The sequence below is a fragment of the Limibacter armeniacum genome, from assembly GCF_036880985.1.
Classification (GTDB): Bacteria; Bacteroidota; Bacteroidia; order Cytophagales; family Flammeovirgaceae; genus Limibacter; species Limibacter armeniacum.
This window is the reverse complement of record NZ_JBAJNO010000008.1, coordinates 283,928-307,754: the sequence shown is the minus strand read 5'-3', so window position 1 is coordinate 307,754 and position 23,827 is coordinate 283,928. Positions and strand designations below refer to the sequence as shown.

Sequence of the window (23,827 nt, the reverse complement as noted above, 5' to 3'; positions counted from 1 at the left end):
AATAAGATAATCATCACACCCTCAACTAATTACCACACCCAAATTATTTCCAACCAGTATTCACGCTACTCACACTACAATCCCATCTTAAAGGCACCCTACACCTACTAAGTGATACAACTGGTTACCATTAAATTTCACACACTCCCATAATCCGTTTTATCATGACACTGAAAACTACTATGATGTCCATAGTTGCAGTGCTGTTTTGCCTATCCATAGCCAAAGCACAAGACTGCAACTGTGATCATTTCATTACTTCTGGAACTCTTGGCATCAGTGGCGACCCCAATGATGTCCGACAAGATGAGGTATACATCAATGCTCAACCAGGTGATGTAATTTGTCTAGAAGCAGGTGACTATCCTGAATTCAATATCCGCAACATTGAAGGCAGCAGCAGCAACCCAATACGTATCATCAATTGTGGTGGTATTGTAAGAATTGGCGTTGATCCTTGGTTCCATGCCTTTACCATTCTGGATAGTCGGTACTTTACGCTCTCAGGCAGTGGTTCATCTGACAGGTTCGGCATTGTCATGCCACTAGGCACTTACAACCGCCCCATCAGCAATGCTCCAAGTGGCTTAGTGATTTCAGGGCTTTCATCTGACTATGAAATTGAAAGACTGAAAATTGACAATTCCTTATTTGCTGGGATGCTGATCCAGTCTCCACCACAGTGCGATTATCCGGATGAGTGGCGGCGCAATTTCAATATGCGTAATGTTTCTATCCATGATTGTGAAGTAACCGAAAGTGAAGGGGAAGGACTGTACATAGGCTATACTGGCTTTCAAATCAACTGCGGAGAAGAGGTTGCTTATCCTCACTTATTTGAAAACTTAAAGGTTTTCAACAATGAAATTCGAAACTCAGGCTGGTGTGGCATTCAAATCAACAGGGCTGATCAAAACTTGGATGTCCATCACAATAAGGTATTCAACGCTGGTACTGCCAATATTTCTCCCCAAAATGTTGGTATCCATATAGGATTGGAAACAAGTGGAAATATTCATCATAACTATATAAATGGAACCTCCGGATTGGGATTGGAAATCAAAGGAATTGGAGGACTCAAAGTATTCAATAATATCATTGTCAATACAGGTAGTGATGGGATTTACTGCAATGACCAGAACATTAGTACAGATCGACCACCTTACCAGTTTATAAACAATACAGTGGTCAACACTGGCAGACACGGTATTTACATCTTGCGGTTCCATAGCTCAACCAACGGCAATGACGCCATGATCAACAACCTTGTCTGCGATACAGATGCTGACCCACAAATCAGAATCAGTACCAACTCTGCTGTATCAACACCAATTGATAATTTCAATAATCATGTTGGTACTGAAATAGCAGATGGTGGATTCAATGCACCTTTATCAGGTGATTACAGCTTATTAGAAAGTTCTCCTGCCATAGACAATGGATTCAACTCCAGCAGCTATGGAATTACTGATGACTATACTGGCACTTTACGTCCACAAGGAGAGGCATATGATATCGGAGCTATGGAGTATATAGCAAGTGACTCCCCTACAGATCCAGGAGATGAAGACCCACCTGTTGAGAATCCACCGCTTTCTGCTCGTACCCAACTCACAGAAGCGTACTGTGACGCCACTGATATTTCATTTACAGAGGACATTGCCATAGAACCACTAGAAGGCGATGTACGCTACTTAGTAGAAGTGACTTACCGTCGAGTAAGGTACTATCATGAAACAGCAGACCCATTCTTCAAGCTTAATGAAGTACAGGGACTTCCTTTATCGTATAGAAGGTCTTACAGGATTAGGGTACGTTTGATAATTGCTGATGAATTGGCCAACAGGTATGGTACGGCATGTCGCATCAGAACTGCTTCTGAACCGATGTCATTTCTGTCATCCGAAAGTCAGAATATCCAAAATGCACAGCTCTCCACTGAGCTGACTTATGAGGAGGTAGACATGGCTGAAATGTATGAAATAAGGGTATCAGGATTCCGTTATTATGGGGCTCTTATGAAAAGGGGAACCTCTTTTGGGCTTTATGAGCTACCAGGCAGACTAAGACCGAACAGAACCTATCAGGTAACAATAAGGTATTACGTCAATGGCTTCAGAAGTCCATTTGGTCCTACTTATTCTTTCACTACGTCCTCTACTTATGGGCAAAATGCACGAATTGCAACAGGGGAAATAGCTGAATCAATGGATGCTTCTAGGTATGAGCTTTATACCAACCCTGTCAACAACCTACTTTCAATCAAGTTCAATGCCTACGAAATGCCCACTCAAGTCATACTCTACAATCTTGCAGGACAAAAAGTATATGAGGCTGTTGGAAAAGCTGTAAAACCAGCACTAACAATCCCTGTTCACAACCTAAGCAAGGGAATGTTACTGATGAAAATCTATTATGGAAATGAGATCATCTACAAAAAGGTGCTCAAAGAATGATAACATTAGCCATCAACAAAAAAGGGGAGCTTTTCAGCTCCCCTTTTTCAATATCGTATATAGGAAATCAATTTTCAATTGAGTGCTCCGAAACCCAAAGGTTAACGACTCTACCCAAACGAATAATAGACTTTCTACCTGTTTCTTCTTCACGAACATCCGGTGTCTGTCTCAAGACAACTCCCGGTATCGTATCAGACTTAACGTAACGAATACTACCAACACCTAGTCCCATACCAACCAATGTAAATTCAGCCTCATCAAAAGGCATTCCTACAAGGTCAGGAACTTCTGTTGTTGCATTACCCAGTCCATCACTTACCACAAGGTCCACCTCTGTACCTTTCAAAATCTTGAACCCTTGCTCTATCATCTCACGTGTTACTTCACGGTTATTGTACTTCACTTGAAGTACTGAGTTCACTACTTGTGAGAATTTAGGATCTGGTACTCGCTCAACCTCTCCTATCTTCACGCCAATATTCTTCAAGCGGATGTAGGCATTCTTCAATGAACTGTCAATAATATCAGGCATATTGACTGCCGGTGGTCTTGAAGGGTTGATACGGAAATAGATTTTCCTATTTTCCTTCACTTTCTCATCAGCAACTGGTGTATGCGAAAGTACAGTATTCGGAGGCAGATCACTACGGTAGTTTACTGCACCTGAATCATATACAGCAAAGCGTAAACCTTTCTTTGCCAAAACCTTTCCTGCTTCCTGATAAGTCATACCGGTCACATTAGGCACTGTAATAGTTTCTCCATGCTGTGTAGCCATTGGCAGGTACAGTACAAAAAATCCGATTACTAAAAGTCCTCCCAGCAATACCATCAAAGCAATGTTGATCAGCAATGAGCGGGAGTTATTTCCTGCAATTATTTCTTTTACTTTATCCATTTCTACTTGATAATCATATCGCCATTCATTTTGGCTTTACTATATCGCTATCTTTTCAGTTTTATTTATACACTTAAATATTGTGCCTTTCTCATTCCGTAATCTAATATCTTATCAATAAAATCATACGGTTTATAGTGATTAATCGCTGCTTGATGGAAAATACACGTTGCAGGTGTCATTCCTGGCAATGAGTTCACTTCAATAACAATTGTTTCTACCTTGTCTTCCCAAATTCGGACAAAGGCATCTATACGGCAATATCCTTCCACATTCAGCGCTTTGGCAGCCCTTTTAAGGTCTTCTCTTACAATGGCAGAGATTTCTGCTTGTCTTTCCTTATTTGGTGCAAACCTAGAAGGTGTAATATTCTGTCCTTCACCAGCCAAAAACTTCTCTTCCAAAGATAAAATTTCATTGGTAGCCAAAGCTTCTGAAGGTTCAAATACCTCATAGGTTTTCTCCCCATTTTCCCACTTGGTAAGCATTCCTCCTGTAATTTCCAGGAAATGATCTGCTCCTTTGCGGTCAATAAGTTCTTCTATCAGGTAATATGTTTTTTGAGGGAATTCCTCATTCTTTTGCAATCCCAAAGCATTACGTTGCTCTTCCGTAGGCAATTCTGTCTCTCGGAACATCGTACGGGTAAAATCTGCCAACTGCTGGCGGCTTTTGATTTTCATCACCGCTGAGCTACAGCCATCATCCGATGGTTTTGCAATCAAAGGATATTCAAACTTGCTTTCAATTTCATCCAGCAATGCGTCTCCTTTTTCCTGCCATTCATTCTTGTAAACCATTCTATGATCTGCCACGATAAAGCCATGCTCTTTCAGGATTTCCTTAGTCATGTACTTATCAATGGTGGTCTGTGAACTTTGCACACCTGAGCCATTGTAAGGCAGTCTCAACTTGTCTAGGTTTTGCTGAACAGCACCGTCTTCTCCTGGTCTTCCGTGAAGTGCTATAAACACGGCATCGACTTTCTCTGCCAACTGCTCGTACGTCAGTGGAACCGGAACAAAACTCACTTCTCCCGCATATTTATTGGTAATAGCTGAAGCATTTTCAATGGTTTCCGCTATCACCTCATGTTTTGGCTGCTCCAAAGCCTCACGAATCTTGGTTTTGATATCGTCCGCATTGTCTTTCAGCATAATATTGATTGGCAACTGATAAAGCTCATGATGCTCTCCACTGCCTGTCAGGAATACCGGAATAGGCTCATACTTCTCTGAAGAAGAAAGCTTTTCAAAAATGTTCCTACCTGACTCTACAGAGATATGTCTTTCTGAAGAGTAACCACCCATAATGACCGCTACCCTTGTCTTGTCACTTTCCTGCTGCTGTTGTGACGCAATCTGCTCATCCAGCTGATGCATCAGCTCTTTGATCGCATAGGACTTCTTACCGCTCTTGGCTCTTTCTGCCAAAGACGTACGAATGATATACGTCAGGAACTGTGAAGGAGTCAGTCCAATCTCTGCTGCCTGATGGAAAAAGAATGACGAAGGCAACATGCCGGATGTTGTATTCGGGTCATTCAGGAAAATCTCACCTGATGCTATGATAAAACCATCAATACGTGCATAAACATTGAATTGCAGTTTCGCATACAAATCGGCACAAGCCTTCTGTATTTGTCTGATTTTCTCTGTTTCAATATTGATCGGTGTTAGCTTACGGCTCATACCAGGCAGGTATTTAGAGCGGTAATCAAACAGGTCTTTACCTTTTACAATTTCTGTAGGAGGCAGTGAAAGTGGTTTACCTTGTTCGTCCTGTACGACGATACAAGAGAACTCACGTCCTTCCACAAACTGTTCGATCAGCACCATTTCTTCTGAATCCACCGCTTTCAGCTCAGCTACTTCAGCATCAGACACAGCAAAGAACTCGTCCAGTTTTGAGACCAGCTGTTTAGGGTTATGAACCGGTGATGGTATATTGTTAAGAATCAGCGGCAAACCGATTCCTTGTCTGATATCGATCAGACCAGTTACAAATTTCTTTTTGTCTTCAGCAGTATACTGTTCCCACTGTGTACGGGTCACTTTCTCTATGAAGAAGGCGTTTTCTACCGCATCTACAAATGCTTCAACTGTATCTTCCTGCACTACTGCCACACCAAGAGATGAACCCTGATGAGGTGCTTTCACTACAAACGGAAAGTCCAATGATTTTTTGGTATCAGCAAACAGTGCTGCTTTATCAGACTGTTGCCAAGCATCAGCAGTCAACACTGTACTTTTTGGTGTTGGAATACCAAAATTCTCGAACAACTGCTTCTGTACAGATTTGTCAATACCTATTGAAGCCGATAAGATTCCTGCACCTGCATATGGAATTCCATACCACTCCAAAATACCCTGAAGGCTCCCATCTTCTCCATAGGGTCCATGCAGGGTTAAAAAAGCGAAGTCCATCAATGAAGCAAATGACTCCGGTTGCACCTTAGTCCCGACCTCAGCAATGATTGCTTCCTGTTCCTCTGTGCTTAATGCACCTAACGACTCGATATATAATTGGAATTCATGCAGTGTTGCAGGAATTTTTGACATCGGTGGATAGAAGTCCCTGATTGTCCCCTTATATATATACTCCCAATTCAAATGAATAAAGTTGCCCAGACTGTCCACAAAAATGGGAACAGGCTCAAACAGCCCCTTATTCAAGTTATCATATACTGTTCTACCGCCAGCGAAAGATATCTCCCTCTCTCTTGACTGACCTCCGAAAAAGATGCCTATTTTCATAACGGGACAAATTTAGGAAAAAATGTTATTGGATTTTGCTTTGTGCCTTTACTGACAGCAAGTTATGTCATTTTTTTCTGTCTGCTATCCTTAAAAACAGTGATTCTCAATCACGCATAAGTTTAGCGCAAACAGGCAAGATAATGTACTTATCTAATTTTTAATATTTTCATTTCAAAAAACAAAAGCCCTGCCATCCATATTCCTTTATGGTGTTTATTCAAATTTCTTGAGTAAATCTATTCAACCCAAGTCATTATCCTGCTTAAACCATCTATCAGCATGAAGGTTTTATCACGCTGAATTCTATCACAATTCTTCTTTTTCAATAAGTAGCTGGTATCTTTTATTGTGACAATTATTTTTGCTGAACAAAATTTTTACAGAAATAAAATACCATATCAATGAATATAAGAGTCGGACAAGGATATGATGTACACAAGCTGGCTGAAAATGAAGAGCTCTGGCTTGGAGGAATCCGCATTGAACATACACATGGGCTGGTAGGACATTCGGATGCTGACGTACTGATCCACGGTATCTGTGATGCAATACTAGGCGCTGCAAACCTTCGTGACATTGGTTACCACTTTGCTGATACAGACCCACAGTTCAAGGGAATTGATAGCAAGATATTGCTTAAAGAAGTGATGAAACTATTAAGGGACAATGGGTATGAATTATCCAATGTAGACAATACTATCGTAGCCCAACGTCCTAAAATCAATCCTCACATTCCTGCCATGAAACAATGTTTGTCAGAAGTGATGAATGTAGATGAGGATCAGATTTCTATTAAAGCCACTACTTCCGAAAAAATGGGATTTGTGGGCAGAGAAGAAGGCATGGCAGTACATAGTGTTGCCTTGATCTACAAATCTCAAAAGTGATAATAGTCTCCAAATTAGGGTAATAGCCATCACAAGTTGGTAAGACCTATCCCTATACCTTTGTAACTAAGTTATGAGATGAGATAATAGCGAGAAACTGACAGGTACCCATTGGCTGATTGTACGGGTATTGAAAACAATCTTTCGAGAACTGTTTACGCACAGAAATACAGTTCTTCATGTCAGTTCTTTGACAGACGCAGGACCTTTGCCCTGCGTCTGTTTTGTTTTTATATGATATTGTCTTTTAGTCAAAAAGAACCTTACCTTTATAAAATCCAATTCGACATTTAAATAAACCAATACATATTTAGGTATCGAATTAAAAGTCAATCCCCAAAAAAGAGACAGCCCACTATACTGAAAGCTGTGTTATAACCATTTATTTATTATATTCAATATTAAGGAAGTACAAAGAATGAGCAACAAAAATGCCCTAGCATAACTTGTACAAACCCTAGAAAGGCATCAAACTTGCTCAAAAGCTAAATTCAACACCAAATTAGAAAGACAGATGTGTGGTATCACAGGCATTTATGCATTCAATGAAATTGGCAGACTTTTTTCCATTCACCTCGCCAGAGGCAACAAGGAGCTTCAACACAGAGGCCCTGATGCCGATAATGTTTTCACGGATTACTATGTCGGTTTAGGACATCGTCGCCTTTCCATCATTGACTTGTCTACAGAGGCCAACCAACCTATGTCTGACCCTTCCGAAAGGTTTACCATTGTTTTCAATGGAGAAATATACAACTATAGAGAGCTCAGGCAACAATTGGAAGCCAAAGGGGTCACTTTTCAGACACAGTCTGACACAGAAGTGCTTCTACAGCTATATATACATGAAGGTGAAAAGTGTCTCAACAAACTGCATGGTTTCTTTGCATTTGCCGTGTTTGACAAATCAGATGACAGCCTGTTCGTTGCCAGAGACCGCTTTGGCATCAAACCCTTGGTTTATTATAAAGATGAAGACAAGCTGATCTTTGCCTCTGAAATCAAGTCGCTTTTTGCTTACAATATTCCACAGGAAACTGACTGGACATCCGTACTTCAATACTTTCAATTAAGTTATATTCCTGCTCCCAATACCATCTTCAAAAATATTTTCAAGCTGGAGCCAGGACACTATATGACCGTCCGAAACAAGGAAGTTCAAATTCAGAAATATTATCAGTTGCAAGGTCCTGATGAGCCAACTAAAGCACCTTGCAGCTATGAGGAAGCACAAAAAAGGTTATTAGAGTTGCTGGATGAGTCTGTTCAGGAACGTATGATCGCAGATGTCCCTTTAGGCGCATTCCTCAGTGGAGGTATCGACTCCTCTACAGTGGTTGCCTTGGCATCCAAATACACCAGCCAGCTGAATACTTTCTCAATAGGCTATAAAAATGAGCCGCTTTTTGATGAAACCAAGTATGCAGAAATGGTTGCCAATAAGTACAAGACCAACCATACTGCATTCCAGCTGACCACTCAGGACTTTTACGAACACTTGTTCAAGTTACTGGACTTTTATGGAGAGCCTTTTGCTGACTCTTCAGCCATCCCTGTCTATATGTTATGTGAACTGACCAAAAAGCATGTTACAGTGGCACTCTCTGGAGATGGAGGTGATGAAATTTTTGCAGGTTACAACAAGTACCAAGGGGAATTCAAAGCAAGAGAAAAAGGAACCGCAGCCAGAATGCTAGGTGCTGCATTACCTGTACTGGAAATACTTCCCAAAAGCCGTAACTCATACTTAGGGAATAAAGTAAGACAGCTACATCGCTTTGCGGAGGGAATGGGCATGAGCGATCAGGAAAGGTACTGGTACCTGAGCAGCTGGAGAAGTGAAATGGAAGCTTACAGCATGTTCACTGGTAAAACCAGATCCCTGATTATAGACAGTGAGTATGAAGCTCGAAAAGAATATTTCACGCAGCATATTACTGGAAATGGCATCAATGACATGCTTTTTGCTGATATGAAAATGCTCTTGCCAAACGACATGTTACATAAAGTGGACTCAATGTCAATGGCACATGCTTTGGAAGTGCGAGTTCCATTCTTGGATCACCGAATTGCAGAGTTTGCATTCTCACTTCCGGCGTCTTACAAGATCAATGGCAATATGAAAAAACGCCTGTTGCAAGATGCTGTGAGACCTCTTTTGCCGGACGAGATTTACAACCGTCCTAAGCATGGATTTGAGGTGCCTTTGGCTAAAGGATTTAAAAATGAGCTAAAGCCTTGGGTCGAAGAAATGCTCGATTTGGATTTTGTACGTGAGCAAGAAATTTTCTCACCTGACTATATTGAACAAGTGAGGAAACAGGTATTTCATACTAACAATTTTGACCAAAATCAGGTTTGGGCAATACTTGCATTCCAGCATTGGTGGAAAAAGTTTTCGTCCTAATGGGTACACTTCGAGATTGTGTCCCAACCAATTACCCGTAATTGGTTACAAAACGTATCATTTAGCACGGAAAATGAATATTATTTTTAGAACTAATTTTGAGATATTAGCAAGTTAGTGAATATTCTTAATGAAAGGAGAAATTGGACTGAACAAAGATTATAGCAATAATTATTGCGCTATTCTGAATAATGTTATAATATTTACATTAAGCTGAAAATGTAGCTTAATTTTATGTTACAGCTTTTGCAATTAAACAAGAATACTACTTGACTTTGATTGATTTTGGTAAGTAATTCCTTCTATAAGGAAATTGCTTTTTTATCATTGCTAGGTTCATCGGTAATTTTCATCTAAAAACATTTTTTGCTTTGAGGATTCGAGTAATTTTTAGTCTGAAGAACAAGGGAGCTGTCCTCCCCTTCCATCACCAAAAGCTGATCTGGAACTTGGCCAAAGAAATTTTAGGCCCTGGTTTCCCTCTAGAAGATCAAAGCTTTTGTTATTCGGGACTGAAAGGACAAACGAAGGTAGGCCGTGAGGGCTTACACTATTTTTCAAAACGAGTAACCATTGTATTCAGTAGTGCCGACAAGGTTTTTATCAACCTTCTAATTCAAAAAACTTTTGAACAACCACACCTGACGCTTGGCAATCTGGTGTTGATTCCTGAAAAAGTGGAAGAAGAAGTGGCACCTGAATATCAGGAGCACATGAAGTTCCTCTGCATTTCGCCATTGGTAATCCGTAACGAAAGGAGTAATACGAGAAACAAGGAGTTTATCTTCCCTACAACTGACGAGTTTTCTGACCTGCTCTATGAGTCAACCATGTTCAGAATGGAAAAGTCCGGGAAGTTTTCAGCAGAAGAGATTTCATCTTTCTTCCGTTTCCAGATTATTCCAGACAGCAAATACTTGGAACGCATTACCAAAAGCGAGAAAAAATTTGCGCGTATCTACACGTTGATCATTGATGGCAGCATCAAAGAAATCAGAGGATATACTTTCCCTTTTGAGTTCTATGCAGACCCGACAGTACAGCGCTTTATTTTTGAAAATGGCTTTGGTGAGTTGACCAACCATGGATTCGGTATGCTGGACGTACCACAAGACACTCCACCTGAGCGCAGAGTGATTTACTCTGTATCTGGAGAGGAAGAGCCGGATGCGTAATTGCGAACTAGCTGCTTCAAAATGCTTCTCCATAACTGTATTACAGAGGGAAGCAACCTAACTAACAAACCTTCTATACTATTACTTACATTATCAGCAGCATGAAACTCATACCATCACATACCTATATATAAGCCAGCAGCGATAAGGGATTATTGCTACTGGCTTTGTTCTTTTTCTGTTGTTACCTATTTAACGATAAAAGGCATAGGAGAAAAGCATAATATAAACACTACCAACGCCATTACGCCCAATACTTGCCTTTTCCATCCGATCGGCTCTGCATAAATCGCTGGTGGATGATAAACTCCAATCACCCGACCTATCAGTAATGCAAATAATAACCATCCCTGATACCCCTCAACTTCTGGAAAAAATGATTTCACGACAAACTGAGCTGTAAACACCCCTACTGCCATTACCAATGTCTGCATACGGTTCTGATAAGTTCTGATCAGTACCCAATACAGGAAAAATATATAGACTGGAGCATATATCAACAAATCACCAACCTCATCATGCATCGAAAACATACCTAGCCCTGCATAAAAAAGAAAAATCAGAAACAGCACTGGTACAATCTTCTTATGTGTTTTATAGCCTAGCATTGAATAAAGAATATGCCCTCCATCCAACTGACCGATAGGAATCAGGTTCAACGCTGTAAAGAAACAGGCCAGATAACCCGCCAACAGAAACGGATAGTGAATCATTTCATGCGGGTTTGGAATCAAAGAAGGGTCCGTCACGACAAAAGCCTTGAAAAACTCAAATAACAGGTTTGTTCCCATCATAAAGTTCTGTCCTTCGGGAATATTTTCATAAGCATATTTAGCGTAATCCAAGCCCCATTGTTCATACTCTGGGTGGACATTAAAGATATACGCTGCCGGAGGCAAGTGGGTAAACCCGTAATACAAAACACCCAATGCCACCAAAAAGCCCGCCATTGGTCCTGAAATACCTACATCAAAAAACTCTTTCCTTGTTCTTAACCTACTTTTTATACTGATAAATGCGCCCATTGTACCTATGCTGGGACCTAACCCAAAAAACCACATAGGAATAAAGTAAGGTAAGCTGACTTTCAGTTTATAGTATTTGGCAGTAAAGTAATGTCCAAACTCATGAACCGTCAGTATTCCTAGAAATGGAATGGAAAAGGACAATCCTGCCAAAAACTCATCAGTCGTAATCCCTGTGATAGCGAATGACTTTCCAAACATCCACTCGGCTCCAGCAAAAGTAGTCCCTACCATGGTTATGATAAACAAAGAGAGGTGAAGCAGGTTGGTTTGGAAACGGTTAAGGTTATTCAGTTTTTTCAAAATGATCTCTGTATTGGTTGAAATATTATAAACAGGTGAAGCCCGATAGTAAGGTTTTTATGCCTGAAACCCGAATTCATCTCAGGTATCAGTTATTCGTTTTTAAAACTATCCTTTCCTAATGTAAATTTGTATTTATTCAGAATCAAATAAAAGAACCAAGGTACGCCTTTCATAAGCATGAATCAGGAAACAACACAAACAAACCTGACAGGAAAAGACCAAGCACTTCAGGAATTGTTACAAGCCTATCAGCAACTTAACAAGTCCGAAACCCGACATATGCATATGGCATTTGTGTCAGGATACCTTGGCATGGGTAAAAGTACGCTTCTGAAAACATTCAAGGAAGAAGTTGCTCATGAAGCCTTGATCATTGAAGGGAAATTCAGCACCCTCCATCAGGGGATTCCCTATTATGGATTCAAGGAAGCTTTGGCTAACCATATTCATCAACTGATTACCCATCAGGACAATCTCTCCTTGGAAAAGCTAGAAGGCAAACTTACGGAAAAGCTTGGTTCCAGTCTTCAGGTATTGACCGATTACATTCCTGAACTTTCTATGCTTATCAAGCATACACCCGCTGCAGTACCCTCTACAATGGCAGGTGTAGAAAACCAGCTCTACCCACTGATCAAGTCATTGCTTGACGTCTTTTTTGATTTCAGTGAACGACCTTGCGTATTTCTATTTGATGACCTCCAGTGGATGGATCCATCCAGTACCAACCTACTGAAATACTTGGCATTTAATTCACTTGAACATAAGGTGCTTGTAATTGGCGCATACCGAAAAAACGAAGTGAGTAAAGGTCATCCCGTGATGCTTATCCTCAAAGACTTAAAGGAGGAAAAGATGGACATCACTGAGGTAGAGGTCAAGACGCTGAATGCCGCAGACATTATTTACCTGATTGAGTCTGCCTTTCCTGAAGGAAAGTGTACGAAAGACTTTGCACAAACTGTATTCAAACTGACCCAAGGACACCCTTTCTATGTAAAAGCACTACTGAAAGAGTTGAAAAACTCTCATTTCATTTGGGTAGAAAACGGTTATTGGCAAACCAATGCTGAAGCGATCCAATCTCGCTTCAAGGACATGAATATATTCGGTTCTGTTCAGGAACGACTTGTCAGTGTAGCTCACCCAACCAAGATGATGCTGAAGTACATGTCATGCATGGGACAGTTCAACTTAGCCACGTTGTGTCATCTACTCGACAAAAAGGAAAAACTAGTCACTCAACTTGTAGGGGAAGCCATGAGTAAGGGTTTATTGGCTTATAGAAACCGCGAAATTGCTTTTGCTGAAGGTTATTACGCTGAAATTATCTACAATACCATTTCGGTCGAACAACGGGTGAAAATTCACTACAATATTGCAGACTTTCATTATAAGCGCCATGCGGATAAACTTGTGCCTTCAGAATTGATTTTCATTACAAATCATTACAATGAAGCCTTACCGGTTGTCAAGCAGCGAAATGAATCGGTAGCCATAGCACGACTGAACCTGAAAGCAGGAAATGCTTCCCGCCGAAACCAGGCTCTTGAGATTGCAATCAAGTACTACAATACGGCTGCTGACTTGCTGAAAGAGACTACCAAGCCTGAAGAACATAGTGAACTAAAAGCCCAAATTCAGCTCGAAAAAGCCCGCTGTGAATACCGACATGGAAACTTTGACCTTGCTGAAATTCACTTGGATAGGGTTCTTCAGCAAAATACCAATGTACTGCTTCGAGCAAGGGCTTACCAACAGAAGATTACTATCAACATTCACACACGCCGTTACCGTAATGCCATAGAGATTCTTCAGAAGTCTTTAAGTGATTTCGATATATCCCTGCCTTTGAGTGAAAAGGATATCGTTAGCCAACTTCAAACTGAAGAACTACAACTGAATCGCTTTACAGATGAAAATGGTGTTGATGCTATTGCAGCATGTTCCAATAGAGAAAATAATGCGGAAGAGTCTGCCATCTTAAACCTGCTTCATGCAGGTACTACAGCCATTCACCATTACTCTTCCAACCTGTTGAAATGGCAGGCAATGTTTATCCTGAACTTAGCCATCCGAACACGTCCTACAGGAATTACCGCCATGGCATGCGTAACGCTCAGCAAGACACTGATTGGCACAGAGCAAAGCATGGACATTGCCTTGGCGTTTGGCGAACTTGGTTTCAAGCTAGGAAAACAGGTAAAGGACAGTTCGCTATACAGTCAGATTTTGGGACACTATGCCTACTTTGTTCAAAGCTGGAAAGCGCCATTGCGTAAAACCATTCCAAACCTCGAAAACAGTATTCAAAAAAGCTTGCAGCAAGGAGATGGTTTTGGGGCAGATATGCTTACGCAATTAGCCTTTGATACCAAGTTTCAGTTTGGGTACCCACTTTTTGAACTGTTGGATACAAACCCTGAATCTCCTAGTGTATTTCAGGAAAAGAATGCATACATCATTGAAGCAGAACGTAAACTGATCAGAAAGCTATCAGGAGTAAGTACCTCTTTCAACCTGAGAAAAGTATCTCCCAAACCATTAGGAGGAAGGTTTACATTTCAGGAGCAACTGTTTTTCTATTACCATGTCAGAGGACTCTATTACTTGTTCTTTGATATGCATGAACAAGCCATGCTGGAATTTGAAGCGGCCCATACCAACAGTGCCTTGCTCCGTGGCTCTCCACGATATGCCGAAAATATTTTTATGATGGGGCTTTCCACCGCTATCAACTATATCAATATTGAAAGTGAGAAAAGGGAGGAAGCACTCGAAAAGTTGTACTTCTACAAAAGTATGTTGTGGAGATGGAGTGAAAACGCGCCAGAAAACTTCAGCCACAAATACCATATACTCTCTGCTGAACTTTTCAGAATATCAGGTGAGAAATCGAAAGCTTTGCATAGCTACAAGCTCGCAGCCAAAGAAGCTTTTCAATACAATTATATTCAGCATGAAGCTATTGCAAACCTGCGGATGAGTACTTTTATGCTAACGGAGAAGTACCCTATCGAACAGGTCCGTCAAAAGCTTACCAAAAGTATTCGCTGCTTCAATAGTTGGGGAGCCAAAGCAAAGGTTACTCAGTTACAGGAAAAGTATGCCTACCTCTTGAAAAACCAGCCTGAGCCACCTCAGCATCGTATGGAGGAAATTGAACATGTACAACAGGAAGTTGGGGCTGAACTTGATGAACAAAGTACGATCAAGAAAATGCTTTCACTTTTACTGACTGCCGCTGCCGCATCTAGGTGTTTACTTTTTTTCCGAAAAGGCGAAGATATTATGCTGGTGGGTGAAGCCCGATCTACAGACCATTACCTGAAAGCAATCTCAAAGCCTACACCTATCAAGGATACTCAACGGGTTTCACACTCTGTTCTCCGTTACTGTATCCGAAGCCAGCAAACGCTGATGAGTTCTCATCCTTCCGATCATGATATCATCAGGGAAAGAGACTATATCTTACAGCAAGGTATCCAGTCCCTGCTTTGTATTCCAATCATTATTCATGATGAACTAACGGGACTGGTCTATCTGGAGAATAACTACGCTACAGATATATTCACGCATGGTAGACAATTCTGGACAGGACTAATTGCCAGACAGGGTGGTATCAATCTTGAAAAAGCACGTATTCACCAACAATCGGTTGCCTTGAACAAGGAACTGAAACAGGAAATGATTGAAAAAGAAAGGTTGCATAAACTGATTGAAGAGCAAAAAAACACCCATATCAATACCATTGTCGAGACACAGGAAAGCGAACGAAAGCGTATTGCAGAAGACTTACATGACAGCCTTGGCGCCTTATTGGGAAGTGTAAAACTGCACTTCACGCATTTTCAGGAAAACTTTGAGGAAAAGATTCCTGAAAAGCAACAGGAGTATGAGAAAGCACTTGCCCTATTGGATAATGCATGTCAGGAAGTCAGACGTATTTCACATAATATGTTACCAAGCTCACTCATTAAATTCGGGCTAGTAGCGACACTGGGAAGTTTTCTTCAGCAGGTAGAAGCATCTTCTACCCTACAAATTGATTTCAGTGTCTATGGCTTGGACGAGCGTCTTTCACAAAATATTGAGGTTGCAGTTTACAGAATATGTCTTGAGTTAGTTCAGAATGTCATCAAGCACGCTCAAGCGTCCCAATTAAACATGCAGTTGATTCGCCATGAAGACAGCTTAAATATCATTGTTGAGGATGATGGAAAAGGCTTTGACCCTACAGTGCAAAGGCATGGTATTGGACTTGAAAATCTTGCGTCCAGAGTTGACTACCTAAAAGGTGACTACAGTATTGATTCTCAAATAGGATCTGGAACTTCTGTCATAGTAGATATCCCGTTATAGGTCAATCAAATAGTTAACAACTATGTTAGCAATGACTCTTTTGGTTAAAAAATTTGTAGTAAGATGGAGATATTTGGTTGAATCTTGGATATAAGCAATTATTCTAATTCAACTTTCATGTAACTAAACGAACAATATGCTCAAGACACTGACCTTGCTAGCAACAGTGCTTTCACTTATACTTTTTCCTGTAACAAAATATCAGTTACTAGCCCATAACGGCAAACCTGTACCAGCCAAGGTAATTACAGAATCATCATTTGATTTTTCCATTAGCCGCTCCGAGCTAGCCGAACAGCATGTTCAACTCTATATGCTGCTACTTGATAAAAGCCTCAAGCCCGTTTACAGTAAGGACAAGCAAATATCTTTTCAAAAGGATATTCGTCCGTTGGATTACCTTAACTACTGGGACAAAAAACAAGACGAAAGATATTATGTCTTGCTGACTAAAGCGGCTTATATCGTCAACACACCTGTGAGTTTCTTTACAGAAAAGCGCCTGAGTGATGTCAACTACATTCAAGAAACCCTTCCTGATTATAAAGTACAGTCTGACAATGGTAAAACATTTAAAATAGCATGTGGCTTTATGGCTCCCGACTTCACCTATGACCTTACCTTTAGCAGTCCTGATCAAGATATATCCCCCCAGATCCAAGAGCTAATCGCCTATACAGCAGGGCAAGATACTGAACTGGGCACTCCAAAAATATCAGTTGTACAGCACAACTATGACTTTAGCCGTGTCATGATGCACAAGACAAACAAGATGTCTGTGTCTGTCACTAATATTTATGATTATGGCAACAACCAGACATTACAAGTTAACTACACGCTAAACTATATTCATAACCTGCCCCCTGAGTTGCTTGGAGGCTCTGAAATGCTGATTGGAGAGATAAGGAAAGGCATTTTTGAATATGTTAATACCACCAGAAAGTATATAAGACAAATGTAAGTTCCAGTAATTATCTTAAAATGTTCATAGTTTTGTCCTTGACTTTTAATAATATTTACTAACATTGCAATACTTGCTTTAAGTAATTGGTGTTTATCATTATTCTTATCTGAGCAAGTTTTATAGCTGTTTCAAGTGTACAGCTTTAGCTAAAAACTACTACTAACAAAATATCATGTTAAATCCACTTAGTAAGAAACAACTCAGTGGCTACCTTTTTGGCGGAGTACTCTTTTTGCTGATTGGCTTTCTTGTCTATGCAATGATTTCTTTGAGTACATCAAGCAAAAGGACATCTCTCCTCGCTAAAAAAGGAGAGGTTGATGTAACCTCATGGAATTTCCACCAAGATGGTCCCATTGCACTGAATGGTGAATGGGAATTCTATGCCAATGAGTTTATAACCCATGAACAGTTTCAGGATACTGATCTAAAACCAGAACCTGATACTTATGCATCTATTGACAAAAAATGGCACAAACTGCTTATCGATGGTAAGCTAATGAGTGGACATGGGTATGCCACTTATCACCTGCGTGTCAAACACAATGATGACCTTCCCGTAATGGGACTCACCATTGATTCATTTCTGTCTTCCTATGCCTTATACATCAATGGCAAACTAATTTGCCATAACGGAAAACCTGGCAAGTCAAAAAAACAGACCATTCCGTCTTATCAGCCTTTGACCACTTCAGTAAATCTCGAAGGAGAAGTTTCTGATATCGTCATTTATGTTTCCAATTTCCACCATATACTAGGAGGAGGCTCTGATAAGATCTACTTCGGTAAATCAGAGGATTTGCATGGCCAACGTAACAAGGTGATCGCTGTACAGATCTTTGTTGCAGGCTCTCTAATGGTGTTGGGATTCTTCTTTTTGGGAATGTTCTTATTCTGGAAAGACAATAAATCCGTACTGTACTTTGCGCTGTTCTGCTTGGTTCAGTGTTATTGGGTGATAGGTAGTAACTTCTACCTGATCAAGGGAGTATTTCCGAACTTACCCTTTGAACTGACCTCTGCACTGGAATACAACGCCATGTATTTGGCAGTCTTTTTTGCAGTCTGCTTTTACAGTGAGGCTTTCCCTACAAAGTTTTCACCATTTATCATTCGTGTATTAGGCACCATCACGTTACTGTTTGTAATAGTGACCACTTTTACGGATAATAATACCTATACACATTTTACAACTGCTCATAATATCATTTCTGTAGTCAGTATCCTGTACATCATTTCTATACTGATATATGCCATAGTCAGAAAGAGTCAAAATGCACTCTATGCTTTCATTGGAATGATATTACTGTTTTCTGCCGCTTTCTATATTTTACTGGTGCATTACCATGTGATTCCGGCTATCAGTTATTTCTTTGAGTTAAGTATGGTTGGGTTTATACTGTCCCAGTCTTTTATTCTGGCACATCAGTTTGCATCCTCATTTAAGGAAGAGGAAAAACTCAAGCTAGAGAACCAGAAACAAGCAGAAGGAATGACTACACTGGCAGAGGAGCTGAAGCAACAAGCCGAGGAGTTGAACATTACCAATACCCTGCTCAATGAGCAGAAGATGGAAATGGAAATCAAGAACAACAATATTACGGCCGGCATCAATGCTGCTAGTCATATTCAGCAATCAATGCTGGTAAGAGAGGACGTTATCCGTGAAGAGGTAAAAGACGCGTTTGTACTGTGGCAACCACGAAACATTGTCAGTGGAGACTTTTACTGGTTCCGAAAGACAGAAGACAAGCTGATAATTGCGGCAGTTGACTGTACTGGACACGGACTTTCTGGTGCTTTGATGAGTATGAGTGCCTCCAATATGCTGAATGATATTGTATTGGAACGCCATACTTACACACCTGACAAAATCCTGTACCAGTTGCAGCAAAGTGTCAATGAACAGTTTTTGCATAGTGCAACATACCATGCCGGTTTGGATGCTGCTGTTTGTGTCATAGACCTTAAAGAAAATAAGTTACATTATGCAGGAGCCAAATGTCCATTGATTTATATTCAGTACAATGAATTGCACCAAATCAAAGGAGACAGGCTTTCAATCGGGCGCATGCATGGTAAGCAGCAGTCACAGTTTACCCTGCACACAATAGACCTTGATACACCAACCACATTCTATATTTTCTCGGATGGTTTTCAGGATCAGTTTGGAGGTGACAGTGACAAAAAGTATTCTATAAAAAGAATGAAAGGGCTTATGGCTGCGATGCATAGAATGCCTATGGAAAAACAAAAACATCACTTGCTTAATGCCTTCGAGCACTGGAAAGGTGACAATATTCAGATCGATGACCTATTGGTCTTGGGCATTAGCATATAAATTTACTCAGTTTAGTTAATCCTCCGATAATAAAAGGCTGCCATCTAAAAATGGTAGCCTTTACCATATGTAAACAACTGTAAATTTCATCTTCTCTACACCATAATAATTTGTACAATACGGCGTTTTTAATAGAACTATTTCAATTTTTTAGTTAAAAATCGCTAAAATGAAAAACAAACTTTTACTGTTTCTCTTCGCTATGCTTACCTCTGCCAGCCTGATGGCACAGGAGGAGCCTAGCACAACCAATGACAACACGGCTGTAGAAACAACTGATGGCCCTACTGGCTCGGCAGATGAAGCCAATGCCATCAACAACACATTGGACGTTTTGAGCTCCATGGATAGTGTAAACCAATTTGCAGGAAATCTTGGTTACAACTATATCGGTGGTGAACACTACGTTACCCTAAGACTGAAGCCTGAAATCACACTTGGCAAATGGGGAGTAGGTCTTGATATTCCACTTTCAGTAAATGTTGAAAATGGAAAATTCCGCTCAGAAGAATTTAAAAATGGTGTAGGTGCCCTTCGTATGATTCGTTACGTTAGGTATGGTGTAAAAAAACGTGACCCATTCCACATACAAGTAGGTGACATGTCTAACTCTTACATCGGTTATGGCATGCTCGTAAACAACTACACCAATGCAACCTCCTTTGAAAGAAGAAAAGTTGGTCTAGGTTGGGACGTTCGTTTCGGTAAAGTGGCAGGCCTTGAAGGTATGTACTCTGACTTCAACGTTAAATCTTTCAACCTTTTAGCAGTTCGTCCTTACGTTCGTCCTTTTGGCAACTTACCTGTACCTGTAATCCGTACATTTGAGATTGGTGGTACTTATGTTGGTGACAGAGACAAAACTGTTGAGAATGGACTTGAGGTACAACACAACCTGTTGATGCAGAACAAAGGCATCAACTCATACGGTGCTGATGCAGGCATCAGCCTTATCAACCTGAGATTCCTACGCTTAAGAGCATACGGTCAGTTTGCCAAACTAGATAAAAAAGTATCTATTGGTGAGTTAACGGCTTACAATGTACAGCATATGACTGCTGCCAATAATGAGCTTCCGACTGAAGACCAAATCACTGAAGAAGACATTGCTACTAACGCAAGAAACCAAGCGATCGAGCTAGCTAAAAAACGACCTGAATATGAAGGCGTTGATGATGCTGACTTTGAAAACGGTTATACTGCTTTCGAAGGCGGACAAGGTTACTCTTACGGTATTGAGCTTCAGGCAAGCCTTATCTTCAAGTTACTGACAGCTTCAGCTAAAATCGAGAGAGTTAACTATGAGAGAAACTTTATCCCTCAGTTCTTCAACTCTATCTACGAGATCAACAAGGATGCTAGAATCCTAGCACTGGCAAACGTAACAGAACCTACCAAAGGTATCTACGGAAGCGTGTCAGCTACCTTACTTGAGAAAGTAAGACTTAGTGGTGCTTTAATGCTTCCTGATGAAATCGGCGAGAATGCACCAGCAATGGTTAACGTTAATGCAGAAGTAGTAAACCTGTTTGATAAGATCATCCTGAATGCTCACTATATCAAAGGCAACCTGCTTTCATTGGATAATGCTTTCACATTTGACGAAAACTCACTGGCTGTTGCAAGAGCTGCTTACAAGCTGAACCGTTTCTTGACTGTTGGTGTGGATTACCAGTGGACTTGGCAACAAGTGGGAGAAGGTCAATTTAAACCTTCAAACAGAGTGATGCCTTACTTTGGTTTCAACTTCCCATTGAACCTCTAATAGAAAAGGTCTATACATAATTCAGCAGGCAGCTATTTTTTAAAATTGGCTGCCTGTTTTCTTTCAAAAAGAATCAATTTACTCTTATTTTTTCTTCGAATTTCATAATATAGAATTCACATTTTTTAAGACTAATAAATACACTAGTCTACACCACTTTTATAACCCTAAAAACTAAAATGGACATCCAACAATATCTTGACCTTGCCAACATATTGAAACAGGTTGGTGACAAAGCACTTGGAGACAAAGACTTCCAACATATACTGTTCAAGGAAGCTGCCTTCAAACAACCTTTTTCCATTCCTAGCAATGCCTTTAACTTTCTGGTAGATGGCAATGCCACTATTGAAGCCAAACTGTTTAACAGTCTAGATGACCTAGAAGGGGAAAGTGAACCTGAAAAGGATATCGCCTTCAAAGGATATGATCCAGAGGAGTTTCTAAAAGAAAACGTCCTGATTGGCTATCGTTTTAATGGTTACCTGAAAGGAAGTGGAAGTAGTGCTCTAGGACAGTTAGGCTTTGGTACAGAGTTCAGCAAGGATTTCACCATGTTTATCTACCGAAAACATGCTATCAACTCCACGTTAGTGACTGCTACTGCGAGGGATTTAACCAGTTTCTTTTCTGTATTCGGTGACACAAATCCTTCTACACTGGATATTGGTGAAACGATGGGCTACCAATTAAACGGAGGGCTAAAAGCTGCTGCTTCTATCGAGTGGGCACATATCATGACAATTGCCCTTAAGCAACTGAGTAAAGTATTAAAACTGGATGAGGCGCTCAACCTTCAAACAGGATTTGGAGCACAAGCAAAGGCCCATATTGAAATCAAGGATAACCTTACATTCTTGGTATCCAAAGAGGATTCTGATAAAATCCGTGTGACAATTGACAAGGTCAAGGAAAAAGGGATACAGCTAAATGGAAACTTTGGTTTGGATGTGTCTTTAGCAAACCCTGAAGAGCTGGAAGAAAAAGTAACCATGCTATTGGATGCTGCACTCAAAACATCTTCCAAAAAAATTGAACAGGGACTACAGTATGCAGAAGACCAAATACCTGCTGACTACCAGTCTGCCATAGACATTGCCTGCCTTGTAATGGGTTGGGACATTCAAGCAGGGAAGGACTACATCATGGTGGAGCTTACACAACTCAAAGAGAAGGTGCAGTCCATCATTGAAACCGTTTTAAAAGTACAGTTGTCACTCGGTTTGAAACTCGAAATGAGTAGAACAGGCAGTAGCAAGGCTTATTTTGATGCGAGCATGACTGAGGCTGACTGGAAACGTTTCAGCGGAAACCTGATCAAATTGAATCTAGAGGAAGTATGGCAAGCTATTGAGAGTAAGGAAGCTCCTGACGTTGAGGTTCACTCCTACTTGAAAATGGCATCAACCAAGATCAGCAACTCTTTTGGTTTCCGTATTGCAGTCGGAAACTTCGAGTTGTCAGCCAAGTTAGCATACAAGGACTCTGAGATAGTGGCTACTGAACAGCTCAACCCAAAGACAGGTAAAAGAGCTCATGAACTCCATTATTACATAGAAAGAGGCCGTTCGGTAGATGCTAAAAATGACCGACATGCCTATTTTAGGTTTTCTGCTGAAACACCGATGCCTCTTGAAGCTCAACCCTCCTGCAAGGAACTGGATTATGGGTTAATGCTCCAATGGTCTGATACACAAAAGAGAGTCAGCAAGGACGAAGTGGCTAAATATGTAGACTGGGCTGCGACTTGGAACCTGCTTCCTTCCCATAAAGTCCATGAAACCATAGCACGGTTGTATGAAAGCCATCAAGAGAAAGAAAATATTCAGTTCCTCTGCAAGTTATCCATTGAGGAAGGTGATTTTGAACGCTTCTTCCCACTGATTGTCAATGCTAGTGACCATGCCATTGCCAAATCATTGGCTGCATCACTTCCATACCTGCCGGAATTTGAAAGCCGACTTACACCTGAAACCCGTATCCTGAACTACTTTGGTTATGCTCAGCTACTACTAAAGCAAAACCCAAGAACAGAGGGAGATGTATTGGTTGTATTGCAACATGGGTTTAGTCAGGCTTCTGCGCTTTCGGATCGTACTCGTAATTGGGAAGCACAAAATGCTGAAACGCCAAGTACTGCTGATAATGGCTACTACTCAATGGCTGGTCAGTTTTCCCACAACTTTGTATGGAGAAGAGTCAATGGCTTCAAGAAAGACGTCCGTGACCTTCAGCATGCGATCGAAGCAGGCAAAACATATGAAAAGCACCTCAATAAATCAGGCAAGAAACTGAATGATATTATAGGAGCTCACAACAACCCATTCAACTATAGGTTCCTTGGTCGCCTTTTGATTGATATTGCAGCAGAACACCAAATGGAAGACCTAATCAGTTCAGAACTGAGCATTATCCATCAGGATAGTGGCAGTGTAGAAGTACTGATCAAATAACAGGTTGGAATGATATTACCCCCTGA

Annotated in this window: 12 protein-coding genes; 9 read left to right on the top strand and 3 right to left on the bottom strand. The window is 40.7% G+C overall.

What is annotated here, in order from left to right; all coding sequences use genetic code 11:
• Window positions 1–164 precede the first annotated feature (164 nt).
• The gene (locus tag V6R21_RS07145) at window positions 165–2,456 is read left to right on the top strand and encodes a choice-of-anchor Q domain-containing protein (protein ID WP_334242171.1); all 2,292 of its coding nucleotides are present in this window, start codon (window positions 165–167) and stop codon (window positions 2,454–2,456) included.
• A gap of 67 nt (window positions 2,457–2,523) precedes the next feature.
• On the opposite strand, the gene V6R21_RS07140 is transcribed toward V6R21_RS07145, so the two are convergent.
• Window positions 2,524–3,357, bottom strand: coding sequence for a PASTA domain-containing protein (locus tag V6R21_RS07140; RefSeq protein WP_334242169.1), 834 nt, complete (start codon window positions 3,355–3,357; stop codon window positions 2,524–2,526).
• A gap of 65 nt (window positions 3,358–3,422) precedes the next feature.
• Window positions 3,423–6,113: a D-alanine--D-alanine ligase family protein gene (locus tag V6R21_RS07135; RefSeq protein WP_334242167.1), complete on the bottom strand. Its 2,691-nt coding sequence runs from the start codon at window positions 6,111–6,113 to the stop codon at window positions 3,423–3,425.
• Window positions 6,114–6,517: 404 nt separating this feature from the next.
• Between V6R21_RS07135 and ispF the strand changes: the two genes are divergently transcribed.
• From ispF to cas6, 3 genes are all read left to right on the top strand, one after another.
• Complete coding sequence (gene ispF / locus V6R21_RS07130) at window positions 6,518–7,003, top strand: 2-C-methyl-D-erythritol 2,4-cyclodiphosphate synthase (RefSeq protein ID WP_334242165.1); 486 nt, start codon at window positions 6,518–6,520, stop codon at window positions 7,001–7,003.
• A gap of 514 nt (window positions 7,004–7,517) precedes the next feature.
• Window positions 7,518–9,410, top strand: coding sequence for an asparagine synthase (glutamine-hydrolyzing) (asnB, locus tag V6R21_RS07125; RefSeq protein WP_334242163.1), 1,893 nt, complete (start codon window positions 7,518–7,520; stop codon window positions 9,408–9,410).
• 371 nt (window positions 9,411–9,781) lie between these two features.
• Complete coding sequence (gene cas6, locus V6R21_RS07120; RefSeq protein ID WP_334242161.1) at window positions 9,782–10,585, top strand: CRISPR-associated endoribonuclease Cas6; 804 nt, start codon at window positions 9,782–9,784, stop codon at window positions 10,583–10,585.
• A 188-nt stretch (window positions 10,586–10,773) separates the two neighbouring features.
• Here cas6 and V6R21_RS07115 read toward each other — a convergent pair whose 3' ends face one another.
• Window positions 10,774–11,913 carry a site-2 protease family protein gene (locus tag V6R21_RS07115; protein ID WP_334242159.1) on the bottom strand — a complete coding sequence of 380 codons (1,140 nt, stop codon included), beginning with the start codon at window positions 11,911–11,913 and terminating at the stop codon, window positions 10,774–10,776.
• 180 nt (window positions 11,914–12,093) lie between these two features.
• Here V6R21_RS07115 and V6R21_RS07110 point away from each other — a divergent pair, with 180 nt between their 5' ends.
• The 5 genes from V6R21_RS07110 (at window position 12,094) to V6R21_RS07090 (ending at window position 23,801) form a co-directional block, all read left to right on the top strand.
• Complete coding sequence (locus V6R21_RS07110) at window positions 12,094–16,278, top strand: AAA family ATPase (protein WP_334242157.1); 4,185 nt, start codon at window positions 12,094–12,096, stop codon at window positions 16,276–16,278.
• A 136-nt stretch (window positions 16,279–16,414) separates the two neighbouring features.
• Window positions 16,415–17,239 (top strand): hypothetical protein, encoded by an 825-nt coding sequence (locus tag V6R21_RS07105; protein ID WP_334242155.1) that lies wholly within the window; start codon window positions 16,415–16,417, stop codon window positions 17,237–17,239.
• Window positions 17,240–17,414: 175 nt separating this feature from the next.
• Window positions 17,415–19,583, top strand: a complete 2,169-nt coding sequence (locus V6R21_RS07100) for a 7TM diverse intracellular signaling domain-containing protein (protein ID WP_334242153.1) — start codon at window positions 17,415–17,417, stop codon at window positions 19,581–19,583.
• Between the two features lie 169 nt (window positions 19,584–19,752).
• Complete coding sequence (locus V6R21_RS07095; protein WP_334242152.1) at window positions 19,753–21,348, top strand: hypothetical protein; 1,596 nt, start codon at window positions 19,753–19,755, stop codon at window positions 21,346–21,348.
• 179 nt (window positions 21,349–21,527) lie between these two features.
• Entirely contained in the window at window positions 21,528–23,801 is a 2,274-nt protein-coding gene (locus V6R21_RS07090) for a hypothetical protein (RefSeq protein WP_334242150.1), read from the top strand.
• Window positions 23,802–23,827 lie beyond the last annotated feature (26 nt).

Bases quoted from the DNA above. Each gene is read 5' to 3' on its own strand.
- V6R21_RS07145 (WP_334242171.1), top strand. From the start codon at position 165: ATGACACTGAAAACTACTATGATGTCCATAGTTGCAGTGCTGTTTTGC.
- V6R21_RS07140 (WP_334242169.1), bottom strand. From the start codon at position 3,357: ATGGATAAAGTAAAAGAAATAATTGCAGGAAATAACTCCCGCTCATTG.
- V6R21_RS07135 (WP_334242167.1), bottom strand. From the start codon at position 6,113: ATGAAAATAGGCATCTTTTTCGGAGGTCAGTCAAGAGAGAGGGAGATA.
- ispF (WP_334242165.1), top strand. From the start codon at position 6,518: ATGAATATAAGAGTCGGACAAGGATATGATGTACACAAGCTGGCTGAA.
- asnB (WP_334242163.1), top strand. From the start codon at position 7,518: ATGTGTGGTATCACAGGCATTTATGCATTCAATGAAATTGGCAGACTT.
- V6R21_RS07110 (WP_334242157.1), top strand. From the start codon at position 12,094: ATGAATCAGGAAACAACACAAACAAACCTGACAGGAAAAGACCAAGCA.
- V6R21_RS07105 (WP_334242155.1), top strand. From the start codon at position 16,415: ATGCTCAAGACACTGACCTTGCTAGCAACAGTGCTTTCACTTATACTT.
- V6R21_RS07100 (WP_334242153.1), top strand. From the start codon at position 17,415: ATGTTAAATCCACTTAGTAAGAAACAACTCAGTGGCTACCTTTTTGGC.
- V6R21_RS07095 (WP_334242152.1), top strand. From the start codon at position 19,753: ATGAAAAACAAACTTTTACTGTTTCTCTTCGCTATGCTTACCTCTGCC.
- V6R21_RS07090 (WP_334242150.1), top strand. From the start codon at position 21,528: ATGGACATCCAACAATATCTTGACCTTGCCAACATATTGAAACAGGTT.